Source organism: Pseudomonas sp. 7-41 (assembly GCF_021233075.1).
Lineage (GTDB): Bacteria > Pseudomonadota > Gammaproteobacteria > Pseudomonadales > Pseudomonadaceae > Aquipseudomonas > Aquipseudomonas veronii.
In genome coordinates this window covers 2751279-2778214 of the sequence record NZ_CP089551.1, presented here as the reverse complement: position 1 = coordinate 2778214, position 26936 = coordinate 2751279, and the positions used below count along the sequence as shown (strand labels likewise).

The 26936-nt window shown below is 64.3% G+C and carries 23 protein-coding genes; 6 read left to right on the top strand and 17 right to left on the bottom strand.

Annotated elements, in window-relative coordinates; all coding sequences use genetic code 11:
* Positions 1-35: 35 nt before the first annotated feature.
* Positions 36-2795 carry an ATP-binding protein gene (locus tag LQ249_RS12605; RefSeq protein ID WP_046383865.1) on the top strand — a complete coding sequence of 920 codons (2760 nt, stop codon included), beginning with the start codon at positions 36-38 and terminating at the stop codon, positions 2793-2795.
* Here LQ249_RS12605 and LQ249_RS12600 read toward each other — a convergent pair.
* Entirely contained in the window at positions 2742-4193 is a 1452-nt protein-coding gene (locus LQ249_RS12600; protein ID WP_169866094.1) for a winged helix-turn-helix domain-containing protein, read from the bottom strand. The genes LQ249_RS12605 and LQ249_RS12600 overlap by 54 nt on opposite strands.
* 150 nt (positions 4194-4343) lie before the next feature.
* Positions 4344-5294 (bottom strand): GlxA family transcriptional regulator, encoded by a 951-nt coding sequence (locus LQ249_RS12595; RefSeq protein WP_102618580.1) that lies wholly within the window; start codon positions 5292-5294, stop codon positions 4344-4346.
* A 180-nt stretch (positions 5295-5474) separates the two neighbouring features.
* Between LQ249_RS12595 and LQ249_RS12590 the strand changes: the two genes are divergently transcribed.
* The gene (locus LQ249_RS12590; RefSeq protein ID WP_046383868.1) at positions 5475-6197 is read left to right on the top strand and encodes a pirin family protein; all 723 of its coding nucleotides are present in this window, start codon (positions 5475-5477) and stop codon (positions 6195-6197) included.
* Positions 6198-6341: 144 nt separating this feature from the next.
* The gene (locus tag LQ249_RS12585; RefSeq protein ID WP_232566501.1) at positions 6342-6728 is read left to right on the top strand and encodes a hypothetical protein; all 387 of its coding nucleotides are present in this window, start codon (positions 6342-6344) and stop codon (positions 6726-6728) included.
* Between the two features lie 60 nt (positions 6729-6788).
* On the opposite strand, the gene LQ249_RS12580 is transcribed toward LQ249_RS12585, so the two are convergent.
* Positions 6789-7748, bottom strand: coding sequence for a GlxA family transcriptional regulator (locus LQ249_RS12580; RefSeq protein WP_046488531.1), 960 nt, complete (start codon positions 7746-7748; stop codon positions 6789-6791).
* Between the two features lie 107 nt (positions 7749-7855).
* On the opposite strand from LQ249_RS12580, the gene LQ249_RS12575 reads away from it, so the two are divergent.
* Positions 7856-8398 (top strand): acyl-CoA thioesterase, encoded by a 543-nt coding sequence (locus LQ249_RS12575; RefSeq protein WP_232566500.1) that lies wholly within the window; start codon positions 7856-7858, stop codon positions 8396-8398.
* Positions 8399-8831: 433 nt separating this feature from the next.
* Here LQ249_RS12575 and LQ249_RS12570 read toward each other — a convergent pair whose 3' ends face one another.
* The 7 genes from LQ249_RS12570 to LQ249_RS12540 form a co-directional block, all read right to left on the bottom strand.
* Positions 8832-9620, bottom strand: coding sequence for an ABC transporter ATP-binding protein (locus LQ249_RS12570; protein WP_102618582.1), 789 nt, complete (start codon positions 9618-9620; stop codon positions 8832-8834).
* Positions 9614-10603 carry an ABC transporter permease gene (locus LQ249_RS12565; protein WP_126589513.1) on the bottom strand — a complete coding sequence of 330 codons (990 nt, stop codon included), beginning with the start codon at positions 10601-10603 and terminating at the stop codon, positions 9614-9616. The genes LQ249_RS12570 and LQ249_RS12565 overlap by 7 nt, the downstream gene beginning before the upstream one ends.
* Positions 10590-11657, bottom strand: coding sequence for an ABC transporter substrate-binding protein (locus LQ249_RS12560; RefSeq protein ID WP_126589514.1), 1068 nt, complete (start codon positions 11655-11657; stop codon positions 10590-10592). Before LQ249_RS12560 ends, LQ249_RS12565 begins: the two co-directional genes overlap by 14 nt.
* A gap of 376 nt (positions 11658-12033) precedes the next feature.
* Entirely contained in the window at positions 12034-12738 is a 705-nt protein-coding gene (gene aqpZ / locus LQ249_RS12555; RefSeq protein ID WP_046383876.1) for an aquaporin Z, read from the bottom strand.
* Between the two features lie 121 nt (positions 12739-12859).
* Complete coding sequence (locus LQ249_RS12550; protein ID WP_177034499.1) at positions 12860-14044, bottom strand: sugar transporter; 1185 nt, start codon at positions 14042-14044, stop codon at positions 12860-12862.
* Positions 14045-14167: 123 nt separating this feature from the next.
* Complete coding sequence (locus LQ249_RS12545; protein ID WP_046383878.1) at positions 14168-14530, bottom strand: hypothetical protein; 363 nt, start codon at positions 14528-14530, stop codon at positions 14168-14170.
* A 95-nt stretch (positions 14531-14625) separates the two neighbouring features.
* Positions 14626-15624, bottom strand: a complete 999-nt coding sequence (locus LQ249_RS12540; protein ID WP_046383879.1) for a bile acid:sodium symporter family protein — start codon at positions 15622-15624, stop codon at positions 14626-14628.
* 85 nt (positions 15625-15709) lie between these two features.
* On the opposite strand from LQ249_RS12540, the gene LQ249_RS12535 reads away from it, so the two are divergent.
* Positions 15710-16498 (top strand): AraC family transcriptional regulator, encoded by a 789-nt coding sequence (locus tag LQ249_RS12535; RefSeq protein ID WP_108526687.1) that lies wholly within the window; start codon positions 15710-15712, stop codon positions 16496-16498.
* Positions 16499-16513: 15 nt separating this feature from the next.
* On the opposite strand, the gene araH is transcribed toward LQ249_RS12535, so the two are convergent.
* From araH to LQ249_RS12500, 7 genes are all read right to left on the bottom strand, one after another.
* Positions 16514-17482, bottom strand: coding sequence for an L-arabinose ABC transporter permease AraH (araH, locus tag LQ249_RS12530; RefSeq protein WP_017848525.1), 969 nt, complete (start codon positions 17480-17482; stop codon positions 16514-16516).
* A gap of 9 nt (positions 17483-17491) precedes the next feature.
* Positions 17492-18994: an L-arabinose ABC transporter ATP-binding protein AraG gene (gene araG / locus LQ249_RS12525; protein WP_090234823.1), complete on the bottom strand. Its 1503-nt coding sequence runs from the start codon at positions 18992-18994 to the stop codon at positions 17492-17494.
* Positions 18991-19995, bottom strand: a complete 1005-nt coding sequence (locus tag LQ249_RS12520; RefSeq protein WP_090234820.1) for a substrate-binding domain-containing protein — start codon at positions 19993-19995, stop codon at positions 18991-18993. Before LQ249_RS12520 ends, araG begins: the two co-directional genes overlap by 4 nt.
* A gap of 161 nt (positions 19996-20156) precedes the next feature.
* The gene (locus LQ249_RS12515) at positions 20157-21020 is read right to left on the bottom strand and encodes an SMP-30/gluconolactonase/LRE family protein (protein ID WP_046383883.1); all 864 of its coding nucleotides are present in this window, start codon (positions 21018-21020) and stop codon (positions 20157-20159) included.
* Between the two features lie 36 nt (positions 21021-21056).
* Positions 21057-22637, bottom strand: a complete 1581-nt coding sequence (locus LQ249_RS12510) for an aldehyde dehydrogenase (NADP(+)) (protein WP_232566499.1) — start codon at positions 22635-22637, stop codon at positions 21057-21059.
* 11 nt (positions 22638-22648) lie between these two features.
* Entirely contained in the window at positions 22649-23641 is a 993-nt protein-coding gene (gene araD1 / locus LQ249_RS12505; RefSeq protein ID WP_046383885.1) for an AraD1 family protein, read from the bottom strand.
* A 15-nt stretch (positions 23642-23656) separates the two neighbouring features.
* Positions 23657-24979, bottom strand: coding sequence for an MFS transporter (locus LQ249_RS12500; RefSeq protein WP_017847889.1), 1323 nt, complete (start codon positions 24977-24979; stop codon positions 23657-23659).
* A gap of 193 nt (positions 24980-25172) precedes the next feature.
* Here LQ249_RS12500 and LQ249_RS12495 point away from each other — a divergent pair, with 193 nt between their 5' ends.
* Entirely contained in the window at positions 25173-26909 is a 1737-nt protein-coding gene (locus LQ249_RS12495) for an IlvD/Edd family dehydratase (RefSeq protein ID WP_017847890.1), read from the top strand.
* The last annotated feature ends 27 nt before the right edge of the window (positions 26910-26936 follow it).

Genomic DNA, 26936 nt, shown 5'->3' with positions numbered 1-26936 from the left:
GCTGGGCGAACCCTTTTTTCAGAGCGCGCGCTGGCATGAACGACCTCAGCGAACAGGCCGTACACTTCGGCCCGTATCGGATACACCCGCGCCAACGCCTGGTGCTGGAGGCTGGCCGGCCGTTGCGCCTGGGACGGCGGGCAGTGGACATCCTGCTGATCCTGCTGGAACAGGCCGGCAATGTGGTGAGCAAGCAGGAACTGATCGCGCGGGTCTGGCCCAAAAGCGTGGTCGAAGACGGCAACCTGCGCGTGCATATGGCGGCGTTGCGCAAGGCCCTGGGCGATGGCCAGGCCGGGCAGCGCTATATCGTCACCGTGGCCCAGCGCGGTTACAGTTTTGTTGCGCCACTGAGCATCGAACCGATGACCCTTCCAACCGACGGCAGTGCGCAAAGCCAGGCCCATAACCTGCCGCTGCGCAGCACGCGGATGATCGGCCGCCAGGCGCTGATCGATGCGCTGGTGCAGCAATTGCCGCAACAACGCTTTATCACCCTGACCGGCGCGGGAGGCATCGGTAAGACCACGGTCGCGCTGCGTGTCGCCGAGTTGTTGATCGGGCATTACCGCGACGGCATTCGCCTGCTCGACCTCGCCCCCCTCAGCGCACCGTCGATGATCCTGCCCAACCTCGCCGCCCTGCTCGACCTCACCCCCGACGAACACGCGCCGCTGTTGACCCTCGCGCGCAGTCTCCACACGCGCCAGTTGCTGTTGGTGATCGACAACTGCGAACACCTGCTCGATGACATCGCCCTGATCAGCGAGACCCTGCTGCGCCACGCCCCCAACGTTCACATCCTCGCCACCAGCCGTGAAGCACTGCGCGCCGAGGGTGAATACGTGCAGCGCCTGGAGCCGCTGGCCTGCCCGCCCGCCACCGGCAACCGTGCCCAGGCGCTGGGCTATCCGGCCCTGCAACTGTTGATCGAGCGCGCCATGTCCCATCAGGACAGCTTCGCGCTCAGCGAAGCCGAACTGCCATTAGCGATTGATATCTGCCAGCGCCTCGACGGTATCCCGCTGGCCATTGAACTGGTGGCGGCGCAGATCGAACGTTTCGGCCTGCAAGGCCTGCTGGTGCAGATGGAAGACAACTTTCGCCTGCTGACCCGTGGCCGCCGCAGTGCCCTGCCCCGTCAACAGACGCTGCGCGCCACGCTGGACTGGAGTTTCGACCTGCTCGCGCCCTGCGAACAGATCTGCCTGCGCCGCCTGGCGGTGTTTCGCGGCGGCTTCAGCCTGGCCAGCGCGGCGGCGGTGATCGCTGGGGAACAGATCGCACCGGCCGAGGTGCTGGGTTCGATCACCCAACTGGTGGCCAAGTCCTTGCTCAATGTCGAGCCCGGCGATGACGAGATGGTCTACCGCCTGCTGGACATCACCCGCACCTACGCCCTGGAAAAGCTCAGCGTGGCCGCTGAACTCGACACCACCCGCGAGCGCCACGCCGCACGCTGCCTGGCCTTGATGGAACAGGCCCGGGACGATTGGGAACTGACCGCGACGCAGCCCTGGATCGACCGCTACGCGCCCCTGCGCGAAGACATCCGCGCCGCACTGGATTGGGGCCTGGGCGACCAGGGCACGCACCTGTTGGGTATTCGCCTGACGGTCAGCGCGATGCCGTTGTGGCAGGAGCTGTCATTGCTGGGGGAACACGGGCTGTACGTGGGCAAGGCGCTCGCACGGCTGGCGCAATCGCCCGCGCCGAACCCGCACTTGCACATGGCGTTGCAACTGGCGCTGGGCAGTTTTTCGTATCACACCCAGGGCGGTACGCCGCAGACCATTGACGCCTTTGCCTACGCGCGGCGCCTGGCCGAAGCGAACAACGACTTGAGCGGCCAGTTGCGTGCGGTGTCGGGCCATATGGCGGTCAACCTGTGTTGCGGAAATTATCGCCAGGCACTTGCGCAAAGCCTGCACTTCGATCAACTCGGCCCCCAGGCCGACCCCTTGCTCGACCTCAGCGCCCAGCGCCTGCGGGTACTGGCCCAGCACTTTGCCGGTCACCAGGCATTGGCCCTGCAAAATGCCGAACAGGTGATCCAGCGCATGGCCCACAGCGGCCATCTGAACCGGTTCACCCATGGCTTCGGCGTGCAGTACGACCAGGGCGTGGCCTCGCTGACGATCCTCGCTCGCATCCTGTGGCTGCGGGGGTTCCCGGAGCGTGCCTGGCGCACCGCGAACCAGGCCCTGGAACTGGCGCTGCAGATCAACCACGGCACCTCGATCTGCTACACCCTGGCCCTGGCCGGGGTGGTCATCGCCCGCTACAACGGCGACGCGGCCGCGGCCCATTCGCTGCAGGAACTGTTGTTGCAACAAGCGCAAAAGCACTCGGTGCAGCTGTTTCATACCTGGGCCCGACACTACGCGGGCGCAGCGCCGACGCAAGCCATGCCCGGGCTCGGCCTGATCGCGGATACCCTGGTGACCTTCAACGCGGGCGCGGTGGACGCGGCGATGTTCGAACGCGCCAAAAGCGGCGCGGCCGGCTGGTGTACAGCAGAGATTCTGCGGGTGCGCGCCGAGCACAGTGACGACATCCCGGCAGAAGCGCTGTTGCTCGAGGCACTCGGCCTGGCGCACCAGCAAGGCGCCCTGGCCTGGGAGTTACGCAGTGCCACCGCGCTGGCGCGGCTGTGGCAGCGCCAAGACCGCCGGCAAGCGGCACGCGAGTTGCTGGACTCGGTCTACGGGCGATTCAGCGAAGGGTTCGCCACCCAGGACCTAATCGGCGTGCGCCGCCTGCTCGACGAGTTGCAGGACAAACGGCCGGCCTGAAAACGCCACCAGATAATGCCCATACCCTTGCTGCAGACGCGCCACTTGCAGCGGGTCGCGCAGTTGCGCCAGGGCGTAGCTGCGCACGCTATTGAGCAGGCGGTAACGCTCGGGACCGAGGCCGGGCTCCACGCTCAGCAGCGAGATGTCGACCAGTCGCCGCAGCAGGTATGGCAGGTCGGCGTGAGCCAGCTCGGTGCCGGCGATCAACTGCCCCAGGACGGGCAAGCTCACCGCCATCTTGAACAGGCCCAGTTGCAGGAACAGCCAACGCTCCGGCAGGCTCAGGCGCTCGTATGACCAGTCCAGGGCCGCCGCCAGGGATCGGTGGCGTTCCAGCGCCGTGCGCCGACCGCGCGCCAGCACTTGCAGGCCGCTGCGCAATTGCACCTGCAAGCCCTGCACGCCGAGAGCATCGACCTGGGCCGCCGCCAGTTCGAGGGCCAACGGAATACCGTCGAGCCGGCGGCAGATATCGCGCAGCGCCGGCAAGTCCTGGGGCCGCAGGGCAAACCCTTGCTGACTGGCGCGCACGCGCGCGACGAACACCTGCACCGCCGAGTAGGCCATCGCCTGCTCGACGCTGCCCCAGGCGGATGGCATCGGCAGCGCCAGGCGAGGCACGCGCTGCACCCACTCGCCGGGCACCCGCAAGGCTTCGCGGCTGCTCAACAACAGCGTCACCCCAGGCGCGCTGGCCTGCAGCGCGCGCACCAGATGACGGCAGGCGCCGAGCAACACGTCGGCACCATCGAGCACCAGCAATAACTGGCGCGAGGCCAATTGACGGAAGAGCGCCGCGGCACTGTCAGCCGCGTCGAGCCCGAGGGTCTCGGCCAACTGGCGCAGCATTGCCGTGGGCGTATCGACACCGGCCAGATCCAGCCACCACACGCCGTCGCGATAACGCGGCAACACACGCTCGGCCAACGCCAGCGCCAGGCTGCTCTTGCCGACGCCAGCGCCTCCGGTGAGGGTCATCAGGCGTTGCCCCGACAGGCGTCGGACCAGCGTCCCCACCAGTTCGTCGCGACCGATCAGCGGGCTGAGCCGGGTCGCCAGGTTGTGCCGCGGTGCCGCGTTCCCAGCGGCCTCCTGCAGCGGCGCAACCAGGCAATAGCCGCGTTGGGGTTCATTGAGAATGTAGCGACGACCGTCCAATGCACGGCGCAGGGCGGCGATATGCACCCGCAGGTTGTTCTCTTCCACCACGCTGCACGGCCAGACGCGGGCGATCAGGGTGTCTTTGCTGACAAATTGCCCGGGCGTTTCGAGCAGCACCGCCAGGATGTCCAGCGCGCGCCCGCCCAACGGCACGGGCATGCCCGCCTTGCTGACCAGGCGCTGCTGGCGATGAAAGGTGTAAGGGCCAAAGCGCATCGCATGGTCGTTGTTCATCTGCGTAAAAGCGCTGAAACACCCGAGCTTGGGCGTCCGCGCATCCTTCTTCCATGGGCCTGCCGTTATCTTGCCAGCTCGTTGTAACAGGACAATGCTGGCACGGGGAGCGATACGGACAATCGGGTGCGCGAGACGGACATCCTGTCGTTAACTGAACTGCTGTCGGTATTGGGTGGGGTTGAGGCCGAGTTTTTCACTGAACAGAAAGCGCATATGCCGCACGCTGCCGAAGCCTGCGTGAAAGGCCACGGTCTTGAGCGGCAGGTCGGTGGTTTCCAGCAGATGCCGGGCGCGGTCGATGCGCGCGCCCTGCAGGAAGGCCATCGGCGTCATCTGCACCTCTTTGGCGAACAACCGCGCAAAGTGCCGCGCACTCATGCCGGCGAGTGCCGCCATGGATTCGATGGTGAACGGCTGGTCCAGATGCGCCAGCACATGGCTCTGCACCCGCGTGATCGCGGTTTCCTGGGGCGCCACGGCGGCGGTCATCGGGCTGAACTGGGCCTGCCCGCCCTGGCGCTTCATCACCACCAGCAGCACTTTGGCCACGTCCACCGCGACCTGCTTGCCGTGGTCCTGGGCGACAACCGACAGCGCCAGGTCGATGCCCGCCGTCACCCCGCCGGACGTGATCAGGCGGCCGTCCTGCAGGTAGATGCGGTCGGTTTCGACAACGGCCTGAGGGAAGGCCTTGATCAGCCGCTCGGTGTAATGCCAATGGGTGGTCACGCGGTGGCCGTCGAGCAACCCGGCATACCCCAGCACAAAGGCACCGGTGCAGATCGAGCCGAAGCGCCGCGCGCGTGGAGCAGCGGCCTGGAGCCAGGGCAACAGGTCGGGGTGGCATTCGTTATAGGCACCGGGACCACCGGGCACCAGCAGCAGGTCATAGGCATCGTGCGCCTGGGCCAGCAGCAGGTCGGGCTGCACGACCACACCATTGGACGCACGCAGCGGACCGGGTTCGGTGCCGACGATCAGGATCCGATAGTGCTGCGCCGCTGGCAGGTAGCGGTTGGCAATCGAAAACACTTCAAGCGGCCCAGCCATGTCGAGCAGGAGGAAGTCCGGAAACAGCGCCATGGCCACGGTGTTCATAGAGGGAGACGTCCATCAGGAAGGAAGGCAGCGGGTATTATGCCACGCCCGCAACTGTCAACCTCAATGCGACAGTTATTCAGATATCAGCTTCTTAATGAATATTCCAGTAACCAGTAACCTTCTTCTCAACGCAAGCGCCCTGCATTTCGCAGCCCGCTCTGACTTGAGGACACCACCATGCTGACCCTTCGCAAAGCCTCCGACCGCGGCGCCGCCAATCACGGTTGGTTGAAGTCGTTCCACACCTTCTCGTTCGCCAACTACTGGAACCCCGCCGAACAGGGTTTTTCCGACCTGCTGGTGATCAACGATGACCGCGTCGCCGCAGGCCGTGGCTTCGGCCAGCACCCGCACCGCGACATGGAGATTTTCTCCTATGTGCTCGAAGGCGCCCTGGAACACAAGGACACCCTGGGCACCGGTTCGGTGATCCGCCCCGGCGATGTGCAACTGATGAGCGCCGGCAGCGGCGTGGCCCACAGCGAGTTCAACCATAGCCAGAGCCGTGGCGTGCATTTCCTGCAGATCTGGATCGTGCCGAATGTCTCCGGCGCCGAGCCACGCTATCAGCAGGAGCACTTCAGCGCAGCGCAGAAACGTGGACGCTTGCAGTTGATCATCTCGCCGGATGGCGCCGAAGGCTCCCTTCACGTGCGCCAGGATGCACGGGTCTATGCCGGGCTGTTCAACGCTGACGAAAGCGCAAGCCTGGACCTGGCGCCGGACCGCCACGTGTACATCCATGTGGCCCGCGGCAGCGTCGAGATCAACGGCCAACGCCTACAGGAAGGCGACGGGGCCCGCGTGCGCGATGAGCGCCAGATCCGCCTGAGCCACGGTGACGATGCCGAGGTACTGGTATTTGACCTGCGCCCTCTGGAACTGCCGCAGATGCCATGACGGCTGCACGATAGCCCGCCGACGCGGGCTATCGCTGGCGTCGATAGTCACCATCAGCCCAATGAAGTTCTCTTAAAAATACCAACGCGTAACATCAAACCCACACCAGGCAACACCCTAATCAAACACTCGGAGCACACTCTCATGAAACGCCAACTCTTGCTTAGCCTCGCTTTCTCGGTACTTGCTACAAACGCTTTTGCCCACCCAGTCGTCGCTGAAGGCGGCGCTGATCGCCTCAACGAAAACCGCGTCGCCGAAGGCGGTGCCGAGCGTCTGCAAGGCAACCGTGTCGCCGAAGGCGGTGCTGAACGCCTGCTGGAACGTCGCGTCGCTGAAGGCGGTGCGGATCGCTTGCAAGAACGTGGCCTGGCTGAAGGCGGTGCAGATCGTCTGCAGGAACGTGGCCTGGCCGAAGGCGGTGCAGATCGTCTACAGGAACGTGGCCTGGCTGAAGGCGGTGCTGATCGCCTGCAGGAACGTGGCCTGGCCGAAGGCGGTGCAGATCGCCTGCAGGGCAACAACGCTTGACCCCGCGCTGTGTGCGCGGCACCCCAAACCGGCCTGATCAGCCGGTTTTTTTTCGCCTGCTTATCGGGTACTGGCCTGAAAGCGCTTGCGATACGCTGCCGGCAGCATCCCCACCCGCTGCTGGAACAGGCGCCGGAACGAGTTGCTGTCTTCGTAGCCCACCGCATAGGTGATGCTTTCGAGGGTCATGCGCGTCGACTCCAGCATCTGCTTGGCGCGCTCCAGGCGCAGGGTCTGCACATAAGCGATCGGCGTATAGCCGGTGGCTTCCTTGAAACGTCGCTTGAAATTGCGCACCCCAAAACCAAAGTGCCGGGCCACCTCGTCAATCACCAGCGCCTCGGCGCAGTGCTGCTCCAGCCAATGCTGCACGCGCAGTATCTGCGCGTCGCCGTGGCTCTTGGGCAACGACCACATCGCGTACACCGACTGCACCGTCCGCACCGTGTCGATCAGCAGGTATTTGCCACAGGTGTGAGCCAGTTCCGGCGAGCCGAAGCGGCGGATCAGGTGGAGCATCAAGTCCATCGCCGCACTGGCGCCACCACAGGTGATCACGCGGTTTTCTTCGCAGAGCATCTGCGCGTCATCGAGGCTTACGTCTGCGTAGCGTCGCCGGAAAAGCTCGGCAAACGCCCAGTGGGTGGTGGCGCGCAAGCCTTGCAGTACACCGGTTTCCGCCAACAGAAAGGCGGCGGTACACATCGACGCCAGCACGGCGCCGCGCCCATGCTGTTCGCGCAGCCAGGGGCCGAAGGCGGCAAACGTCGGCAAAGCCTCTTTCAAGGTGAAGAGAAAGCCGGGGATCAACACCAGGTCGGTCTGTGCGATCTGCGCGGTCGAACAGGCCACTTGCAGACGCTGCCCGCCCCAGGCATTCACGGCCTGGCCGTCGAGGGACGCGACCACGATCTCGAAGGGCGGATGGTCGGCAAACAGGTTGGCGGCGCTGAGCATTTCCAGGGCCAGGGTGGCGCTGGCGGCGGAGCAGTGATCGGCCAGGAGCAAGGTAATGTGCATTCACGGACCTTTTTGCGCTTTTCGCATTAAATAAGTCATTTGCGCACCTACCTTAGCCGATTTGGCGCCCTTACAGTGCTGCCACTGTTCAACTCTGTGGCGTCTTTATGAATCTCTGGTTTCGATTGCTCTACATGCTCTGCCGTCGCCCCTGGCGCAAGCCTGCCCAGGGCCTGGCCACCACCGTGGTACGCATGCGGGTGTGGCCGCTGGACCTGGATCTCAACCGGCATGTCACCAATGGCCGCTACTTCACCCTGGCGGACGTTGCCCGGATGGATTTTGTCTTGCGCACCGGCGCTTTTCGCGTGGCCCTGCGCAACAAGGCGCTGCCGATCGTGGGCGATACCTGGGGCAAGTTCCGCCGCGAACTCAAGGTGTTCGAAGTGTTCGAGGTACACACCCGCATACTCGGCTGGGACCACAAGTGGAGCCTGATGGAGCACCGTTTCGTCAGCAAGGGTCGGGTGGTCGGCGTGGTGGTGATGCGCGGGCTGTTCCGCTCAGCCAAGGGCACCCTGCCCCCGGCGGATTTCCTGCGGGAGCTGGGGCTGGCCGAAACATCGCCGCCCCTGCCGCAGTGGCTGAGCGACTGGGCGCAGAGTTGCGAGGCGATGAGCGTGCAATTGCGAGGTGAGGAACAGGATTGAGGATCATCCGCTCATCATCGTCTTGAGGCATGCGCTCCTTGGCCAACATGTCCTTGGCGATTTTACGAGTCGTCGCGGCGCCTTCCAACTGCGCGCTGGATATAGGAGTCCACCAGATACCGAGTGTTATCGCGGTATTGGGGAGAAGACGCCACTGCCCCGCCCAAGCTGGACGTCAACGACTCGACGCCGTGAACAACCGCCTCACAAAAGTCAGTGATGCACAAAAAAAACGCACTGCCGCACTCGCTGCGAAGCTCCAGGGTCTTACTCGCGCAAGCCCGGGACATCTTGATAGCTGCCCATGCGGCCTCTTTCTTGAGACCCGGCGCTGGATATCGACGAAACTCGTCCCAATGCAGATACCGGCCCTTGTCATCGACAGCTTTATAGATTGAGCCGCCAGGCGCTGCTCAGACTGATCAAGTCATACCTACCAGTTCTCCCCCAACCCCAGCAAGCCGAGTATCTGCCGGCGCAGGTCCACCAGATAAGGATCGTCGCGGTGCCGGGGGTATGGCCGCTCGATGGTCAATTGCGCCTGCAGGGTCGCCGGGCGGTCGCTGAACACGATCACGCGGTTGGCCAGGAGCAAGGCTTCTTCCACATCGTGGGTCACCAGCAACGCCGTGTAGCCCTGGCGTTGCCACAGGTCGATCAGTTCCTTTTGCATGGTGATGCGGGTCAGGGAATCGAGTTTGCCCAAGGGCTCGTCGAGGATCAGCAGGCGCGGCTGGTTCACCAACGCACGGGCCAGCGCAACCCGCTGCGCCATGCCGCCGGACAGTTGCCGAGGGAAGGCGCGGGCGAATTGGCTGAGGCCGACTTTTTCCAAGGCTTCATCGACTTTGGCGGCATGGGTCTTGAGCAGGCCCTGGGCTTCGAGGCCGAGGGCGACGTTGTCCCACACGCGGCGCCACGGATACAAGGTCGGGTCCTGGAACACCACCACGCGGCTCGGGTCCGGGCCGCTGATCGGCTCACCATCGGCGAGCAAGCGCCCGGAATCCGCCGGTTCCAGCCCAGCGACCAGACGCAGCAAGGTGGACTTGCCGCACCCCGAAGGCCCGAGCAAGGCAACGAACTCCCCCGCTGCCACGTCCAGCGAAACCCGCTGCAGCACCGGCAGATGCTCACCGTCCAAGGCAAACCCGTGGCTCAGGTTTTCGATGCGCAGCGTCAATCCCGCCGCGGCTTCTACTGCGGTTGCCAGGGCTACCATTTCATCGCTCCTTTCTGCCAGGCCAGCAAGTGGTCGCGCAGCCGGAACAAGCCGCTGATCAACCCCGAGCAGGCCAGCGCCATGATTAACAACGCCGCATACATATTCGCGTAGGCCGCCCACCCCTGGGCCCATTGCAGGTACCAGCCGATGCCGGATTTCACGCCCATCATTTCCGCCACCACCAGGGTCGAAAACGAGGCGCCGAGGCCCATGAACAGGCCGACGAACACATGGGGCAAGGCGGCGGGAATCGCCACCTTGAAAATCAGGAAAGGCTGTTTTGCACCAAGGGTGCGCGCCACGTCGTAATAGGCTTTATCGACACTGGCCACGCCGGACCAGGTCAGCACCGTGACCGGAAACCAAGTGGCCAGGGCGATCAGGAAGACGCTGGCGCTCCAACTGCTGGGGAACAGGAAAAAGCACAACGGCAACAGCGCCGTCGACGGTACCGGGCCGAGGATGCGCAGCACCGGATGCAGCCAATAGCCAATACGCGTCGACCAACCGATGGCCACGCCGGCGATAAACCCGGTCGCCGCGCCCAACGCCACGCCCGCACCGAGCAGCAACGCCGAATGCAGCAGGCTGTCGGCCAGGCGCACGTAGTCTTCGACATACACCGCGAGCAGGGCCTGGGGCGGCGCGAAGAACGGTACCGGCAGCAGCGCGAGTTTCGCCGTGAGCAGCTCCCAAATGCCCAACAGCAGCGGTAAAGCGATCAGCCATGACGCGGCTCCGCGCAGGCGCAGGCCGAGCCTGGCGAACCGGCGCCCGGCCACACTCGACACCCCGAACACCGCCGCCACGCCCACGCAGAGATGGGCCAAACCCTGGGTCATCGGCCAGTCGCGCGTCGCATTGGGCCAGTAGCTGATCAGCAGCGCCACGGCCAACCAGGCGCCGATTACCGCCAGGCCCGGCCACCCGACCTTGAACGCCACGGGTGGGTTGAGGGTGGTCGCGTCAACTGAAGACATCGGCGGTGATCTCCTTGGCGAACGCCAGCGGGTCGGTGCCCTGGCTGATCACTTCCACGGTTTTCAAGTCGGTGACGTAGGTGGTGATTTCCGCGGTCAGCGCGGTGCCGACCGCATGGTGGCCGTGGGTGTGGTCGTGGAGGATCGCCTGGACTTCTTCGGTGGAGGTGTTCAACGCATAGGCCTGGAAACCCTTGGCGACGACCTCGGGGTGTTGCACGGAATAGTCATGAGCTTCGAGGATCGCCTGGGTCAGCGCCGCGACCACCCGCTTGTCTTCGCGCACCAGCTTGCCGGTGACACCGACCACGCAGCAGCTGAGGTTGGCGTAGGCCTCCACCAGGTTGGTGGACAGTTCCCGCGCCACGCCGGATTTGATCAGGCGATACATGAACGGGTCGCTGCCGCTGACCGCCTGCACCTCGCCGCGCTCCAGAGCGGTGCCGAGCAGGTCGGCCGGGTACAGGCGCCATTCGACGTCGCGCACCGGGTCGATGCCGTGCTTCTTGAGCAGGATCGAGAAGAAATTGCGGTCCGGACTGGCCATGTCCGTCACGCCGATCGTCTTGCCCTTGAGGGCTTCGAGTGTGCTTACGCCGCCGTTCGCCGCACTGAGCAAACGCAGGCAGCCGCCATGGGTGCCGGCGGTCAGCTTGACGTCGAAGCCCTGCTCCAGGGCCTTGAGCCAACGCAGCGCCATGCCCACACCGGCATCGGCCTTGCCGGTGGCGATGGCTTCCAGCAGCACCTCGGTGGAATTGCCGAAATTGACCAGTTCCACATCCAGGTTGTGCTGTTTGAAGAAACCTTGACCGTGGGCGATCACCACCGGGGCCAGGCACACGGCATTCAGGTTGACCGCCAGTTTCAGCGCGCGAGGCGCATCCAGGCGGATGAACTCACCGGTGCCGGCGGGCTCCTGGGGCGTGTGGTGCGCGGCGTGCTCGTCGGCGGCGAAGCCCAGGCGGGGCAGCGACAGCAGCAAGGGGCTGGCCAGGGTAATACCGGCCATGCCCAGGAGGCGGCGGCGGGTTAAAGGATCGAAAGCGGCCATGCAAAAACTCCCATGATTGTGTTCGCTAGGTAGATTGCGCGCCTTGCGTCATGCAGGGCACCTGCGACAAAACTACAATTTGATTATATTAATCAGCGACAATTATGAAAGAACCATATAATTCTATGGTTATGCCCGATGCCTCGAAACGCACAAAAAGCGCCCTAAGCTCAGATCGGAACAGTATTTATCGGGGTGTACGCGCAGTGGGTACAGACCGGGAAATGGGAGAAACCGCACCTGTAACCGGGGACGATCGATCAGTTGGCTGAGCAGCAGAAGATCGCAGATGCGTTCTTCAAGCCGGTGGATGCACAGGACGTGCAGACCTGGACGTGATGCAGGGGGAATGCGCTTGATTCCCCCCTTTTTCGATTCAAGCCGGGCTGCGCGCCTCCCACCCGCGCGCCGCCAACGCCCCCAACACCCCGCCGGCAATCGGCGCCAGCCAGAACGCCCAGAGTTGCGCGAGGTACTCGACCCCGGCGAACAACGCCGGCCCGGTGCTGCGCGCCGGGTTGACCGAGGTGTTGGTCACGGGGATCAGGATCAGGTGAATCAAAGTCAGCGCCAGGCCGATGGCAATCGGCGCAAAGCCGGCAACCGCGCCCGGTGCGGTCACGCGCATGATGATCAGGACAAAGAAGAACGTAGCGATCAGTTCGGCCAGCAACGCCGCCTTCATGTCGAACTGGCCCGGGCTCAGCGGGCCATAGCCGTTGGCGGCAAAACCACCCGGCTCAAAACCCGACTGCCCGTTGGCAATCACGTACAGGGCGGCAGAGGCGACAATCGCTCCTGCGACCTGGGCGGCGATGTAAGGCAGCACATCGGCACCGGGAACGCGACGCCCGGCCCATAGGCCGATGGTCACCGCCGGGTTGAAATGCCCGCCTGAGACACCGCCCACCGCGTAGGCCATGGTCAGCACGGTGAGCCCGAACGCCAGGGACACCCCCAGAAACCCGATCCCCAGCGTCGGGAATGCCGCCGCCAGGATGGCACTGCCACACCCGCCGAACGTCAACCAGAAGGTACCTGCAAACTCTGCGGTCAAACGCTTTTGCACAATCGACTCCATTGCTTTTCAAACACCACGGCCCTGATCGAAGGGCGTGGCGATCGCCGTCACCACAGGATGTGGGAGGTCCTGGGAGACGGTAGCAACTGGCATCAAAGTGCCCTGTAAGACTTGTCTGATTTCAGTCGCGTGCGACACCCTGGCCGAACCGTCGGATCGCCAGGCAATAACCGATCAACGCCAGCGCGGCCAGCAACCCGCCCGCCGCGCCGATCCAGGCGAAGCCGAAGTGGCTGCCGACCCAACTGCCCAGCAACGCGCCGCCGCCGATGCCAATGTTGTAGATGCCGGAGAACATGGCCATGGCCACGTCGGTGGCGTCCGGGGCGAGCACCAGGACCTTGGACTGCATGGCCAGGCCGAAGCCCATGATCGCCATGCCCCAGAACACGCTCAGGCCGACGAGGTAGGATTCGGCCCCGCTCAACGGCAGCATCAGTGCCAGGCACGCGCCCAGCAGGAACACCGCACCGACCACGAACAGATGCGGGTTGAAACGGTGTACCAGGCTGAACAACAGCGAGCCGATGATGCCCGCGCCGCCGAACACCAGCAGGAACAGGGTCACGACGTTACCGCTCAGGCCGGCGACACGTTCGACAAACGGTTCGATATAGCTGTAGGCGGTGAATTGCGCGGTGACCACCATGGCGGTGAGCACGTACAGCGCCACCAGCGCCGGGCGCTTGAACAGCAGCGGCAGGCTGCGCAGGGAGCCTGAGTTCTGGCTCGGCAACAGCGGCAAGGTGCGCGCCAGCCAGAACACCAGGCCGGCGGCGAAGGCCGCAATCACCAGGAACGTGGTGCGCCAGCCCATCGCTTCGCCCAGCAGGCGGCCCAGGGGGATGCCCAACACCATCGCCAGCGACGTGCCGGTGGCCAACAGGCCGAGGGCTTGCACCTGTTTGCCGGCCGGCGCCAGGCGTACCGCGAGGGACGCGGTAATCGACCAGAACAGCGCATGGGACAAGGCGATGCCGATCCGGCTGACCATCAGCAGGCCGAAGCTGGTGGCGACGCTGGAGAGGATATGACTGACGATGAACAGGCCGAACAACACGATCAGCAGCTTGCGCCGTTCGATGTTGCGCGTCAGCAGCATCACCGGCAGCGAGGTCAGCGACACGATCCAGGCATAGATGGTGAGCATCAGGCCGACGCTGGCAATGGGCATGTCGAAGCTGGCGCCGATGGCGCTGAGCAGGCCGACGGGCACAAATTCGGTGGTATTGAACACAAAGGCGGCCAGCGCGAGGGCGATGACCGGTTGCCAGTTGGCACGGGGCGTTGCGGTTGAAAGGCTCATTGAAGGGCGCGGCACTCTGACGATGATCAAACGGCCACCCAGGACAAGCGCCGCCGCCGAGCATTCTATAGGTTTCTCGGGCGGCTGTTGACGCTCATCCGGGGCAAATCGCCTGCGGATCGATCAGGGCGAGGTCAGGGTGATCAAGTAGCTACCCGTCTGAATGGGCTTATCGAAGGCGTCCACCAGGACATACTGCTGGTCGTAATAACGTCCGTTGGGGGTGTCGGCCATCAACCGCACATAGGCGTTGGGCGCGCCCACCGCCTTGACGCTGCGGACCGGCTGCACCGCGAGCTGGTTGCCGCGACTGGCCTGCGGGCAGCCTTTCAAGTCCATTATCGAGCCGCTCGCCGCCGCCGTGGTGCAGCCCGGCTCGACGATACTGCCGTAGAATCGGACGACGCCACCCTGCGGCGCCGCCATGCACGTCCCCGTCCATACAGCGAGGAAGCCTGTAACCAGTGACAAACGTATAACGTTCATGTCGACGCTCCTTCTTGGGTTGACAAGAAGTGAGTCGTCCGTTTTGACGCAGGCTTTAGGCCTTTCGTCGCTTTAAGAAATGTCTGATAGACCGATCACGGGTCCACCTGCCCCATCAATTGCGGAATGCTTTCCGGGCGCTGCGCATAACGTTGCGCCAACGCCGCACACACCATCAGCTGGATCTGGTGAAACAGCATCAACGGCAGGATCAACACACCCATGGTCGCCCCGGCGAACAGCACCTGGGCCATCGGCACTCCGGTCGCCAGGCTTTTCTTCGAACCGCAGAACAGGATGGTGATGCGGTCCTCCTGATTAAAGCCAAAAGCCTTGCCCAGCAGCGTGGACGCCAGCAATACCAGGGCGAGCAACACGCAGCAGGCCACCACCAGGCCGCCCAGCTCCCACAGCGGAATCTGCTGCCAGATGCCTTGGATGACCGCTTCGCTGAACGCGCCGTAGACCACCAACAGGATCGAGCCTTGGTCGACGAACTTCAGCCAGGCCTTGTTGCGGCCGACCCACTCGCCGATCCAGCGGCGGGCGATCTGCCCGGCGATGAACGGCAACAGCAGTTGCACGCTGATTTTCAGGATGGCGTCGACGGTCGAACCGCTCTCGCCGTGGACATTCAGCAACAGCGTCACCAGCAACGGCGTGAGGAAGATCCCGAACAGGCTCGACGCCGCCGCGCTGCAGATCGCCGCCGGGATATTGCCGCGCGCCAGGGACGTAAAGGCAATCGCCGACTGCACCGTGGCCGGCAACGCGCACAGATAGAGCATGCCCATGTACAGGTCTTTGCCGATCAGCGGCGACAACAGCGGTTTGAGCGCCAGGCCCAACAAGGGGAACAGCACAAAAGTCAGGCTGAACACCAGCAGGTGCAGGCGCCAGTGCCCGGCCCCGGCGACGATGGCCTGGCGCGACAGCTTGGCGCCGTGCAGGAAAAACAACAGCGCGATGGCCAGGTTGGTCACCCAGCCGAAAGCCACGGCGGTCTGGCCGCTGGCGGGCAGCAAGGACGCAAGGAGCACGGTGGCAATCAGGGTCAGGGTGAAATTGTCGGGCAGAAAACGCGGGCGAGTCATAAGCAGGATCTTCCGGGGTTGCCAAGAACGTCATCGCGACTCTAACGTAACGCTTTATTACCGACTAACGCCAATGAGCCAGTAAATGCCGCCTAAAGGACATGACAAGACCGTCCGCCGCAGCGTGCCCGGGCTTTCCAGCCTGCCACGCCCGGTGTACGGACGCACCGAATCCTTGCCCAACCGCGCCTTGACCCGTCGGCACAGCCATCCGTGGGTGCAGTTGTCCTACGCGATTTCCGGGGTGCTGGAGATCCAGACCAGCGTCGGCCGCTTCGTCGCGCCGCCGCAGCGCGCGGTGTGGATTCCGGCGGGCATGCCGCACCGGGTCTACAGCTCGCCGCACACGGAGATGCGCAGCCTGTACCTGGATTGCAGCGTCACCGCCTGGGCGGACGAACGTTGCCAGGTGTTGGAGGTGAGCAGTTTGTTGCGCGAGTTGATCCGCCGCTTCAGCGAACTGCCGGTGGAATATGCCGAAGAGGGCCCGGACGGCAGGCTGGCCCAGGTGGTGCTGGACCAACTGGCGGCGGCGCCCCAGGTGGATTTGATGCTGCCGTTGCCCCTCGACCCGCGCTTGCGGCAGATCTATCGCAGTTTGGAGCTGCACCCGGAGCAACCCACCACGCTGGAGGATTGGAGCCGCAAGCTGGGGGTCAGCGAGAAGACCCTCAGCCGCCTGTTTTTGCGTGACACCGGGCTGACCTTCCGCGCCTGGCGCCAGCGCTTGCGCCTGCTCGGCGCCCTGCCCGCCCTGGAGCAAGGCGAGCGGGTGACGGATGTGGCGTTGGCGTGCGGGTATGAATCCACGTCGGCGTTTATCAACGCGTTTCGCCAGCAATTCGACGCCACTCCCGGCGAGTTCTTCCGCTAATGCAAAGGAAGGAGCTCAGCGTTGTTTCATGCGATCGATCACCACCGCCAGCAGCAGGATCGAACCGCGGATCACGTACTGGTAGAAGGTGTCGATGTTCTTCAGGTTCATCGCGTTCTCGATGATCGCAAGGATCAGCACCCCGGCGATCACATGGCGGATCATGCCGATGCCACCGCTGAGCGATACCCCGCCCAGCACGCAGGCGGAAATCACCGTCAGCTCGAAGCCCTGGCCGATCATCGGCTGGCCCGAGGTCATGCGTGACGCGAGGATCACCCCGGCCAACGCGCCGATCAGGCCATGCACGGCAAAGATCAGGATCTTCGTGCGGTCCACGTTGACCCCGGCCAACAGCGCGGCTTCCGGGTTGCCGCCGATGGCCATGGTGTTGCGCCCGTAGGTGGTGTAGTTGAGCAGCCAGCCGAAGAACAGGAAGCAGACGATGGTGATCAGGATCGGCACCGGCACGCCCAATAACTGGCCGTTGCCGAACACGAAGAACTGATCCTGGGACACCCCCACCGCCTTGCCGTCGGCAAAGATATAGGCCAGGCCGCGCACGATCTGCATGGTCGCCAAGGTGGTGATCAGCGCATTGACCCGCAGCTTGGCGATGACGATGCCGTTGATCAGCCCGACAATCAGGCCCATCAGCAGCGCCGCGCCGATGCCGAGCATGACGCTGTCGGTGTCGCGCATCACAATCGCGGCCACCACCCCGGCGCAGGCAATCACCGAGCCCACCGACAAGTCGAAGTGCCCCGACGCCAGGCAGAACAGCATGGTGCAGGCGGCGATGCCCACGGTGGAAATCGCCAGGCCCAGCCCGCGCATGTTCAGCGGCGAGAGGAAGTTGTCGATCAGCAAGGCACACAGCAGGAAAATCGCCAGCGCCGCGAGCAGCATCGCCCAGTTGTCGAGCAGCGCGCGCAGGTCCACGGGTTTGCGTGCCGTCGGCAACGCGTTGTGTTGGGTTGTCATAGTCGTCTCTCAGTTCGCCAGGCCACGCGGCAAGGCCAGTTGCAGCAAGTTGGATTCAGTGGCGTGTTCGCGCCGTTGTTCGCCGCGCAAAGCGCCTTCACACAGCACCAGAATGCGATCGGAAACCCCCATCACCTCCATCAAGTCGCTGGACACCACAATCACCGCGATGCCGCTCGCCGCCAGGTCATGGATGATCTGGTAGATCTCCGACTTGGCGCCGATGTCGATGCCCCGCGTCGGCTCATCCAGCAGCAGCACCTTCATCGGCATCGACAGCCAGCGGCCGAGAATGGCCTTCTGCTGATTGCCACCGGACAGGTACATGATTTTCTGCGCGGCGCTCGGCGTCTTGACCTTCATCCCGCGGATTTGCTGCTCGGCGTTGCCCTGCTCCCAGCCCTCGCGCAGCAGCCAGCCGAACCGGGAATGGGCGCCGCGTGCGCTGATGTTGATGTTCTCGGCCACGCTGCCCAGCGGGATGATGCCCTCCTTCTTGCGGTCCTCCGGGCACAGCAGCACGCCGGCGGCGATGGCGTCGCGGGGCGAGCGCAATTGCAGCGCTTGCCCGCACAGTTCCAACTGCCCTGCCGTGGCGCGCTGCAAGCCGCTGAGCAGGCGAAACAGCTCGGTGCGCCCGGCGCCGACCAAGCCGAACAGGCCGAGGATCTCGCCCTTGCGCACCTCAAAGCTGACCGGTTCACGCAAGCCCGGGCCGAGCAAACCGTCGACCTTGAGCGCCACCTCGCCGTGCTCGCGCGGCCGATAGTCGTAAATGTCCTGGATATCGCGACCGACCATGCAGGTGACCAACTGGTCGTGACTCAGCGCACGCATGTCGTCGAAGGTACGCACGTAGCGGCCGTCCTTGAACACCGTGACCGCGTCGCAGATGCGGAACACTTCTTCCATGCGGTGGGACACGTACAGCACCACTTTGCCCTCGTCGCGCAGGCGCGTGATGATCGCCATCAGCCGGTCGATCTCGCGGGCCGACAGGCTGCTGGTCGGTTCATCGAAGGCAATCACATGCGCGCCCCGCGACAGCGCCTTGGCGATTTCCACCAGTTGGCGCTGGCCCAGGGACAGGCGCCCGAGCTTTTCCTGCGGGTCGATTTCATCGGCCAGGCCCTTGAGGCACGCCAGCGCCCGCTGGCGCAGCTGGCTGCGGTTGACCACGCCGAAACGCGCCGGCAAATGCCCGAGGAACAGGTTCTCGGCGACGCTCATTTCCGGCACCAGATGCAGCTCCTGGTGGATCACCGCGACGCCGCTGGCAATGCTGTCGGCCGCGCATTTGAAGGCCATGGTCTGCGCGCCGATCTGCACGCTGCCGCTGCTCGGGATGTAGGCGCCGCCGAGGATCTTCAGCAGCGTCGACTTGCCCGCGCCGTTCTCGCCCATCAACGCGTGGACCTGCCCCGGGTGGGCAGTGAAACTGATATTGTCCAGCGCCTTGACCCCGGGGAAGGTTTTGCCGATGCCGTCAAAGCGCAGTGCCGCTGCGGTCACTTCCACAGCCCGATCTTGGTCAGTTCTTCCTGGAAGTTGGCGCGGGTGATCAGCGTCACTTCGTCCATCGCGGTGTACTTCGGCGGTTCCTTACCGGTGGTGACCCACTCGTACATCATCAGCGCGGTGTTGTAGCCCTCGATGTGCGGGCTGGGCAGCATCGAACCGAAGAAACCGCTGTTGGCTTTCTTCAACTCGCCAATGGCGTCGGTGCCGTTGATGCCGATGCCGATCACGTTGGCGGCTTTGAAGCCGGCGCTTTCGGTGGCGCGCACGCCGCCGAGCACGGTGTTGTCGTTCATGCCGCCGATGATCAGGTTCTTCGCGCCGCTGGGCAGCTTGACCAGGGCCGAGTTGGTGGCGTCCATGCTGCCGGGCACGTCGAGGGTCTTGAGCGCGGCGGTGAGGATATGGTCTTTGGGAATGCCGGCTTCTTCGAGGGATTTGATCGAACCGTCGGTGCGTTTTTTACCGGTGTCGAGTTCGTTGAAGGTGTTGATCACCGCGTAGGTGTCCTTCCAGTCCCAACCGCGTTTCTTCGCCTCGGCGGCCATCGCCGCGCCTTGCTTCTGGCCGACTTCGAACGCGGCCATGCCCAGGTACGGCACGTCTTCCATGAAATTGCCCTTGGCGTCGACGAAGCGATCATCCACGGCCATGACTTTCAAGCCGTTGACCTTGGCCTTGGCGACAATGGCCGGGCCAAGAGACACGTCCGGCGGGCAGATCACAAAGCCCTTGGCGCCGTTGGCGGCCAGGCTGTCGATGGCTGAGAGGGTCTTCTCGCCGTCGGGCACGGCGATCTTGATCACAGTGAAACCATGTTCCTTGCCGGCCTTTTCGGCGAAGGCCCATTCGGTCTGGAACCAGGGTTCTTCGGCTTGTTTGACCAGGAAGCCGATTTTTACTGCTTCAGCGGCCAGCGACAGCCCACTCAAGCTGATGGCCGAGACCGCCACAGCGGCGCAGCACAAGGAACGGATAGCACGACGACGATTCATACGGTTGACTCCTTATTGTTGTTTTCTTTTTTTTGTAGGAGCGAGCTTGCTCGCGAAAAGCCAGAGAGCGCCGCGTGCATTCAGGATGCGCGCGTCATCGTTAACGTTTTTCGCGAGCAAGCTCGCTCCTACAGGGGTAAATCGGTGAAGCGGTATAGCGTTTAGCCGGCAAAGCGGTGACACGGTTTGCCGGGCACATCGACCTCCATGGCCAACACCGCACCGTCCAAGGGGTGATCCAAGGGGCTGGCGGCGCTGGTGATGTACAGGGTGGTGAGGTCGGGCCCGCCGAACACGCAACTGGTGGGGCGGCTGACGGGCAGTTCGACGATGCGATCGACTTCACCGTCCGGCGTCAGGCGCAGCAGGCAACTGCCGTTCCAGCGCGCATTCCAGATGTAGCCCTGACTGTCCATCGCCGACCCGTCCGGCCCGCCGCGCCCATGCGGGCCGAACCAGGGCTGGGCGGGGTCGAGTTGGCCGTTCGCTTGGATCGCATGCCGATACAGCGTGCCGTCGAGGCTGTCGCCGAAATGCACCTGGCGGCCGTCGTCGCTCCACAGCAAGGTGTTGGGAATACCCAGGCCGTGCAGCAGCGGCGTGACCCGCGCATCGGCATCCACGCGAAACAGCCCGCCGGAACGTCGCGTAACGGGCAGGTCTTCGCCGTGCTCGCCGATGTTGTTCTGCATGGTGCCCAGCCACAGGCGGCCCTGGGCGTCGCAGCGCGCTTCATTGCCACGGTTGCCCGCGTGCGGGTCGGCCACGCAGAACAGGCTCAACGCGGCGCTCGCCAGGTCCAGTCGGTAGACGCCGCTGCTCAAGGTCACCAGCGCATCGCCGCGTTCACACGGGATAAACGCGGACACATGCTCCGGCAACCGCCAGGCCTGCAACTGCCCGTCCAGCAGGCGCAGCGCCTGTTTGCCAGCGATGTCGACCCAATACAGGGCCTGGGTGGGCACGTCCCAGAACGGGCCCTCCCCCAGTTGCGCACGGTGTGCGCTGACGGCGTGAAACGACATGTTGCCTCCTGGATTGTTATTGTTCTCAGGTGCGCGTTACAGCGAGTCGCGTGACGGTGTGCCATCCACCAGGCGCTGGATACGCAACGGGTTGGCGTTTTTCAACGCGTCGGGCAGCAGGCTGTCCGGGTAGTTCTGGAAACACACCGGGCGCAGGAAGCGGTCGATGGCCAGGCTGCCGACCGAGGTGCCACGCGCATCCGACGTCGCCGGGTACGGCCCGCCATGCACCATCGCATCGCAGACTTCCACGCCGGTCGGGTAACCGTTGAGCAGGATACGCCCGACTTTCTGCTCCAGCAGCGGCGTGAGTTCGGCGAACTGTTGCAGGTCGGCCGGCTCGCCGATGATCGTCGCCGTGAGCTGGCCGTGCAGGCCATGCAAGGCGGCGCTGAGCTGGGCCTGGTCGGCGACTTCGACGAACACCGTGGTGGGGCCGAACACTTCCTCTTGCAGCACTTCATCGCCGTCGATCAGCAGGCTGACATCGGCCTTGAACAACTGCGGCCGCGCCTGTTGCCCGGCTTGAGCCTGACCGGCCAGGTGTTGGATGCCGGGGTGCGCCAGCAGTTTTTGCAGGCCCTTGTCATAGCTGCTCAAGGTGCCGGCATTGAGCATGGTCTGCGCCGGCTGATCGCCGATCAGTTGCGCCACCTGCTGGGTGAACGCGCTGAAGGCCGGCGACGCGAGGCCGATCACCAGACCGGGGTTGGTACAGAACTGGCCGCAGCCTTGCACCACCGAGGCAGTCAGCTCGCGTGCCACGGTTTCGGCCCGCGCCTGCAGGGCCTGGGGCAACACGATGACCGGGTTGATGCTCGACATCTCGGCGAATACCGGGATCGGCTGCGGACGCGCCGCCGCCATGTCGCACAGGGCGCGCCCGCCCTTGAGCGAGCCGGTAAAGCCGACCGCCTGGATCGCCGGGTGCTTGACCAGCGCTTCACCGACGCCGCCACCAAAGATCATGTTGAACACGCCCGCCGGCATCTCGGTGGTCTCGGCCGCGCGAATGATCGCATCGGCGACGCGCTCGGCCGTGGCCATATGCCCACTGTGGGCCTTGAACACCACCGGGCAGCCGGCCGCCAGCGCGGCGGCGGTATCCCCGTCCGCCGTGGAAAACGCCAGGGGGAAGTTGCTCGCGCCAAACACCGCAACCGGGCCCAGACCGATGCGGTATTGGCGCAGGTCCGGGCGTGGCAGCGGCTGGCGATCCGGCAGTGCCTTGTCGATGCGCGCGCCGTAGAAATCGCCGCGACGCAACACCGTGGCGAACAGCCGCATCTGCCCGCTGGTGCGGCCGCGCTCGCCTTTGATACGCGCAGCGGGCAGCGCGGTTTCCCGGCAGACCAGTTCGACGAAGGCATCGCCCAGCGCGTCCAGCTCATCGGCGATCGCGTCAAGGAACTGCGCGCGGCGCGACGCACTCAAGGCGCGGTACGCCGGGTAAGCCGCTGCCGCGGCCTTGGCGGCGGCGTCGACTTCCTGCGGGGTCGCCTGGTAGAAATCCTGGGGCAAGGCTTCGCCGGTCGCCGCATCGACGCTCTGCAGCTTGAGGCTGCCGTTGGCGCTGCGCTGGCCGCCGATGTAGTTGTGACCAAGGAACTGGGGCATGTGGCTCTCCTTTAAAGGGTGATGACGTCGCCGGGTTCGAAGACGGCGTCGGCACTGCCGACACGATTGACCAGCGGCGCGCCGAACTCGGCCTGGCTGATCTCGAACACATCGCCCGGTTGGGTACGTATACCGTCGGCGAATGACAGGGTGGCGGTGCCGAAGAAATGAATGTGGACATCGCCGGGTTTGAGGAACTGGCTGTACTTGAAGTGGTGGTACTCAAGGTTTTCCAGACTGTGGCACATATTGGCCTCGCCACTGAGGAACTCGTTCTGCCAGATTGCCTCGCCGTTGCGCAGGATGCGGCTGGTGCCCGCAAGATGCCGGGGCAACTCGCCCACGCGCAACTCCGGGCCGTAGCTGCAACTGCGCAGTTTGGAATGGGCCAGGTACAGGTAGTTCTTGCGTTCCATCACATGGTCGGAGAACTCGTTGCCCACCGCGAAACCCAGGCGATAGGGCTTGCGGTCGTGGCCGATCACATACAGCCCGCCGATCTCCGGCTCTTCGCCGGCGTCTTCGGCAAAGGGCGGCACCGGGAACGCCGCGCCGGGGCGCACCACGATGCTGCCATCGCCCTTGTAGAACCACTCCGGCTGCACGCCCGCCTGGCCGGCCGCCGGTTTGCCGCCTTCCACGCCCCACTTGAAGATACGCATGGTGTCGGTCAACGCGCTGTCGTCACCGGCCTGCTGGTGCATCTTGTCCCGCGCCGACGCGCTGCCCAGGTGGGTCAGGCCGGTGCCGCTGATCAGCATATGGGCCGGGTCCGGGTGGTCCAGCGGTGGCAGGATCTTCAGGTCGGCCAGCAGCTCGGCGTAATGATGACTGTCGCCCAGGCCGAGGCTCTGCACCTGCTGCACCAGGCCCACGCCGGCTTCGATCGCGGCCAGCGCCAACTCGCGCACACTGTGGGCGCTGAGCACTTCGCGCACCTGGCTGCCCTCCACCACACCGACCCGGCGCTCGCCGTTGGACACCTCGAACTGAACTAAACGCATGAAACTTCTCCTCGATTAAGTACGTGTGGCGCCACGGGCACTGGCGGCAAATTGCTCGGCAGGCAGCACATGCTTGCGCTCCAGCACGCGGTAGACCACGCCGGTCAAGACCAGCCCGAACACCATCACCAGGGACAAAAAGTACAAGCCCGAAGCCAGGTTGCCGGTGTATTCCTTGAGCGCGCCGATCACGAACGGGCCGATATAGCCGCCGAGGTTGCCCACCGAGTTGATCAACGCAATGCCCGCTGCCGCACTGGCGCCGGCGAAAAACCGCCCCGGCAGGGTCCAGAACACCGCCGTGCAGGAAAACAGCGCGAACGCCGCCAGGCACAGCGCGGCCATTTGCAGCACCGGCACACTCAGCCAGGCACTGCAGAACAGGCCGATGGCACCCAGTACATAGAGCACCGCCAGGTGGCCATAGCGGTCGTTCAAACGGTCGGAACTGCGCGGGATGATCAACAGCCCGACGATGCCGAAGATATACGGCACCGCCGACACAAAGCCGGTAACCAGGTCCGTGCCGCCGAACTGCTTGATCAGGGTCGGCAACCACAGGCCCAGGCCGTAGATGCTCAGGGTCACCGGCAGGTAGAACAGCGCCAGCAGCAACACGCGCTTGTCCTTGAGGGCGTGCAGCGGGTTGCCGTGGCGGGTCTGGCCGTAGGCTTGCAGGTCCTTGGCCAGTTCGCCGGTGAGCCAGGTTTTTTCGTCCTCGCTCATCCAGTTGACCTGCTTGGGGCCGTCCGGCAGGTAGCGCAGCACCGGCCAGGTGAGCAGGAGCGCCGGGGTGCCGATGACGATGAACAGCCATTGCCAGCCGTGCAGGCCGAGGACGCCGTCCATGCCCAGCAGGCCGCCGGACACGGGGCCGGTGATCATCATCGCGATCGGCTGGGAGAGGATGAACAGCCCGAGGATCTTGCCGCGATGGCGCACCGGGAACCACTGGGTGATGTAGTACAGAACGCCAGGAAAGAACCCGGCCTCCGCCGCGCCGAGCAGAAAGCGCATCACATAGAAGCTGTGTGGCCCCTGCACGAACGCCATGCCGATGGTGATGGCGCCCCAGGTGAGCATGATGCGCGCGAACCAGCGCCGCGCGCCGAAGCGATCGAGCATCAGGTTGCTGGGGATCTCGAACAGGAAATAGCCAATGAAGAACAGACCCGCGCCCAAACCGTAGGCCGCATCACCGATGCCGACGTCGGCGCCCATGTGCAGCTTGGCGAAGCCCACGGCGGAGCGGTCCACGTAGGCGATCAGGTACAGCAGGATGAGGAAGGGAATCAGTTTCAGCGTGATGCGCCGTATAAGCCGCAGTTCCTGGCTCATGGGGGTCGATCTCCGATTGTTGTTTTTATAGAAGCTCGGGGGACGCCTCTCGCGAAAATCCGCCAGGGCCATACCTCAGTTAAGTCAGACTATATAGTAGGACTATTTGCAAAACAACTCTTCCAAAGCTTCGATTTTGCGCTTATGTTTAAGCACGCATAGAACATATAGTCATACAATAAGAGAAACCATCATGCCTGATAAAAAGCCCGGCCTACGCTCCGCCCAGTGGTTCGGTACCGCCGACAAGAACGGCTTCATGTACCGCAGCTGGATGAAGAACCAGGGCATCGCCGACCATCAGTTCCATGGCAAACCGATCATCGGTATCTGCAATACCTGGTCGGAATTGACGCCGTGCAACGCGCATTTCCGCCAGATCGCCGAGCATGTCAAACGCGGCGTGATCGAGGCCGGCGGCTTCCCCGTGGAATTCCCGGTGTTCTCCAATGGCGAATCGAACCTGCGCCCTACCGCCATGCTCACGCGCAACCTGGCGAGCATGGACGTGGAAGAAGCGATTCGCGGCAACCCCATCGACGGCGTGGTGTTGCTGACCGGCTGCGACAAAACCACCCCGGCGCTGCTGATGGGCGCGGCCAGTTGCGACGTGCCGGCCATCGTGGTCACCGGCGGGCCGATGCTCAACGGCAAGCACAAGGGCCAGGACATCGGCTCGGGCACGGTGGTGTGGCAGCTCAGCGAACAGGTCAAGGCCGGCACCATCAGCCTGGATGACTTCCTCGCGGCCGAGGGCGGCATGTCGCGTTCGGCGGGCACCTGCAACACCATGGGCACCGCGTCGACCATGGCCTGCATGGCCGAGGCACTCGGCACCTCCCTGCCCCACAACGCGGCGATCCCGGCGGTGGATGCACGGCGTTATGTGCTGGCGCATATGTCCGGCATGCGTGCGGTGGAGATGGTGCGCGAAGACTTGAAGCTGTCGAAGATCCTCACCAAGGAAGCCTTCGAAAACGCGATCCGCGTGAACGCGGCCATCGGCGGTTCGACCAATGCGGTGATCCACCTCAAAGCCATCGCCGGGCGCATCGGCGTGGAACTGGACCTGGACGACTGGACGCGCATCGGGCGCGGCATGCCGACCATCGTCGACCTGCAACCGTCCGGGCGTTTCTTGATGGAAGAGTTCTACTACGCCGGTGGCCTGCCGGCAGTGCTGCGCCGGCTCGGTGAAGCCAACCTGATCCCGCACCCGAACGCCTTGACCGTCAACGGCAAGTCGCTGGGCGAGAACACCAAGGACTCGCCGATCTACGGCCAGGACGAAGTGATCCGCACCCTCGACAACCCGATCCGCGCCGACGGCGGCATCTGTGTGCTGCGCGGCAACCTGGCCCCGCTGGGCGCGGTGCTCAAGCCGTCGGCCGCCAGCGCGGAGCTGATGCAGCACCGTGGCAGGGCCGTGGTGTTCGAGGATTTCGACATGTACAAGGCGCGCATCAACGATCCGGAACTGGAGGTGGACGCCCACTCGATCCTGGTCATGAAAAACTGTGGACCCAAGGGTTATCCGGGCATGGCCGAAGTCGGCAACATGGGCCTGCCCGCCAAGCTGCTGGCCCAGGGCGTGACCGACATGGTGCGGATTTCCGATGCGCGCATGAGCGGCACGGCGTATGGCACGGTGGTCTTGCACGTCGCACCGGAAGCCGCTGCCGGCGGGCCGTTGGCTGCGGTGCGCGAAGGCGACTGGATCGAACTCGACTGCGCCAACGGGCGCTTGCACCTGGACATCCCCGACGCCGAGCTGGCGGCGCGCATGGCTGACCTGAAACCACCGCAGAAGCTGATCGTCGGCGGCTATCGCCAGCTGTACATCGACCATGTGCTGCAAGCGGACCAGGGCTGCGACTTCGATTTCCTGGTGGGTTGCCGCGGGGCCGAAGTCCCACGTCATTCCCACTAATTGGGATGCTATGATGCCGCCTATTTA

Excerpts from the sequence above, each read along its gene's own strand:
- LQ249_RS12605 (WP_046383865.1), top strand. The coding sequence starts at position 36 with ATGAACGACCTCAGCGAACAGGCCGTACACTTCGGCCCGTATCGGATA.
- LQ249_RS12600 (WP_169866094.1), bottom strand. The coding sequence starts at position 4,193 with ATGAACAACGACCATGCGATGCGCTTTGGCCCTTACACCTTTCATCGC.
- LQ249_RS12595 (WP_102618580.1), bottom strand. The coding sequence starts at position 5,294 with ATGAACACCGTGGCCATGGCGCTGTTTCCGGACTTCCTCCTGCTCGAC.
- LQ249_RS12590 (WP_046383868.1), top strand. The coding sequence starts at position 5,475 with ATGCTGACCCTTCGCAAAGCCTCCGACCGCGGCGCCGCCAATCACGGT.
- LQ249_RS12585 (WP_232566501.1), top strand. The coding sequence starts at position 6,342 with ATGAAACGCCAACTCTTGCTTAGCCTCGCTTTCTCGGTACTTGCTACA.
- LQ249_RS12580 (WP_046488531.1), bottom strand. The coding sequence starts at position 7,748 with ATGCACATTACCTTGCTCCTGGCCGATCACTGCTCCGCCGCCAGCGCC.
- LQ249_RS12575 (WP_232566500.1), top strand. The coding sequence starts at position 7,856 with ATGAATCTCTGGTTTCGATTGCTCTACATGCTCTGCCGTCGCCCCTGG.
- LQ249_RS12570 (WP_102618582.1), bottom strand. The coding sequence starts at position 9,620 with ATGGTAGCCCTGGCAACCGCAGTAGAAGCCGCGGCGGGATTGACGCTG.
- LQ249_RS12565 (WP_126589513.1), bottom strand. The coding sequence starts at position 10,603 with ATGTCTTCAGTTGACGCGACCACCCTCAACCCACCCGTGGCGTTCAAG.
- LQ249_RS12560 (WP_126589514.1), bottom strand. The coding sequence starts at position 11,657 with ATGGCCGCTTTCGATCCTTTAACCCGCCGCCGCCTCCTGGGCATGGCC.
- aqpZ (WP_046383876.1), bottom strand. The coding sequence starts at position 12,738 with ATGGAGTCGATTGTGCAAAAGCGTTTGACCGCAGAGTTTGCAGGTACC.
- LQ249_RS12550 (WP_177034499.1), bottom strand. The coding sequence starts at position 14,044 with ATGAGCCTTTCAACCGCAACGCCCCGTGCCAACTGGCAACCGGTCATC.
- LQ249_RS12545 (WP_046383878.1), bottom strand. The coding sequence starts at position 14,530 with ATGAACGTTATACGTTTGTCACTGGTTACAGGCTTCCTCGCTGTATGG.
- LQ249_RS12540 (WP_046383879.1), bottom strand. The coding sequence starts at position 15,624 with ATGACTCGCCCGCGTTTTCTGCCCGACAATTTCACCCTGACCCTGATT.
- LQ249_RS12535 (WP_108526687.1), top strand. The coding sequence starts at position 15,710 with ATGCCGCCTAAAGGACATGACAAGACCGTCCGCCGCAGCGTGCCCGGG.
- araH (WP_017848525.1), bottom strand. The coding sequence starts at position 17,482 with ATGACAACCCAACACAACGCGTTGCCGACGGCACGCAAACCCGTGGAC.
- LQ249_RS12520 (WP_090234820.1), bottom strand. The coding sequence starts at position 19,995 with ATGAATCGTCGTCGTGCTATCCGTTCCTTGTGCTGCGCCGCTGTGGCG.
- LQ249_RS12515 (WP_046383883.1), bottom strand. The coding sequence starts at position 21,020 with ATGTCGTTTCACGCCGTCAGCGCACACCGTGCGCAACTGGGGGAGGGC.
- LQ249_RS12510 (WP_232566499.1), bottom strand. The coding sequence starts at position 22,637 with ATGCCCCAGTTCCTTGGTCACAACTACATCGGCGGCCAGCGCAGCGCC.
- araD1 (WP_046383885.1), bottom strand. The coding sequence starts at position 23,641 with ATGCGTTTAGTTCAGTTCGAGGTGTCCAACGGCGAGCGCCGGGTCGGT.
- LQ249_RS12500 (WP_017847889.1), bottom strand. The coding sequence starts at position 24,979 with ATGAGCCAGGAACTGCGGCTTATACGGCGCATCACGCTGAAACTGATT.
- LQ249_RS12495 (WP_017847890.1), top strand. The coding sequence starts at position 25,173 with ATGCCTGATAAAAAGCCCGGCCTACGCTCCGCCCAGTGGTTCGGTACC.